Source organism: Pseudomonas sp. SWRI154, assembly GCF_014268645.1.
Classification (GTDB): domain Bacteria; phylum Pseudomonadota; class Gammaproteobacteria; order Pseudomonadales; family Pseudomonadaceae; genus Aquipseudomonas; species Aquipseudomonas marvdashtae.
Map to the genome: position 1 here is coordinate 1 of NZ_JABWQW010000066.1, position 1,019 is coordinate 1,019.

Consider the following 1,019-nt stretch of genomic DNA (forward strand, 5'->3'; position numbering starts at 1 on the left):
GATTACCCGGCCGAACGCGTGGCGTACATGCTCGACGACAGCCGTGCGCGGGTGCTGTTGACCGAGCAGGCAGTGGCGCAAACGCTGACGGTTCCGGTTGGAACCGAAGTGTTGCTGCTGGACCGGATTGAGTTGTCCTCCTATCCGTTGAAAGCACCGGTCACAGCCGTCACCCCAGACAACCTCGCCTACGTCATCTACACCTCCGGCTCCACCGGCAAACCCAAAGGCGTGGCCATCGCCCATCGCAACGTGTTGGCGCTGATCGACTGGTCGAAATCGGTCTACAGCCGCGACGACATCCAAGGCGTACTCGCTTCAACCTCGGTGTGCTTCGACCTGTCGGTGTGGGAGCTGTTCGTCACGCTCGCCAACGGCGGCTCGCTGATCATCGCCCGCAACGCCCTGGAACTGCCGCAGCTGCCGGCCCGCGATCAAGTCCAGCTGATCAACAGCGTGCCCTCGGCCATCGCAGCGTTGCAGCGCAGCGGCGGGATCCCGTCAAGCGTGCGCATCATCAACCTGGCCGGCGAACCGCTGAAGCAAGGCCTGGTGGAAACGCTGTACCAACAGCCAACCATCGAGCACGTCTACGACCTTTATGGTCCTTCCGAAGACACCACCTATTCGACCTGGAGCCGTCGCACTGCCGGCGGCACGGCGAACATCGGTCGCCCGCTCAAGCACACCGCCAGCTACCTGCTGGATGCGAACCTGCAACCGGTGCCCCAAGGCGTCTCGGCGGAGCTGTACCTGAGCGGCGCGGGCATCACTCGGGGTTACCTCGGGCGCGCGGCGATGACTGCGGAAAAGTACGTACCCAACCCGTTCTCCACGACCGGTGAACGCCTGTACCGCACCGGTGATCTGTGCCGTTATCGCGCCGATGGCGTGCTCGAGTATCAGGGCCGGATCGACCATCAAGTGAAGATCCGTGGTTTCCGCATCGAGCTGGGTGAAATCGAAGCGCGGCTGCTGCAACAACCGGCGGTGCGTGAAGCGGCGGTGCTTGCTCAGGA

Annotated in this window: 1 protein-coding gene; it reads left to right on the top strand. The window is 63.5% G+C overall.

Annotated elements, in window-relative coordinates:
• Positions 1 to 1,019, top strand: a 1,019-nt coding sequence (locus HU806_RS26160; RefSeq protein ID WP_186615791.1) for an amino acid adenylation domain-containing protein, incomplete at both ends; no start/stop codon positions are given.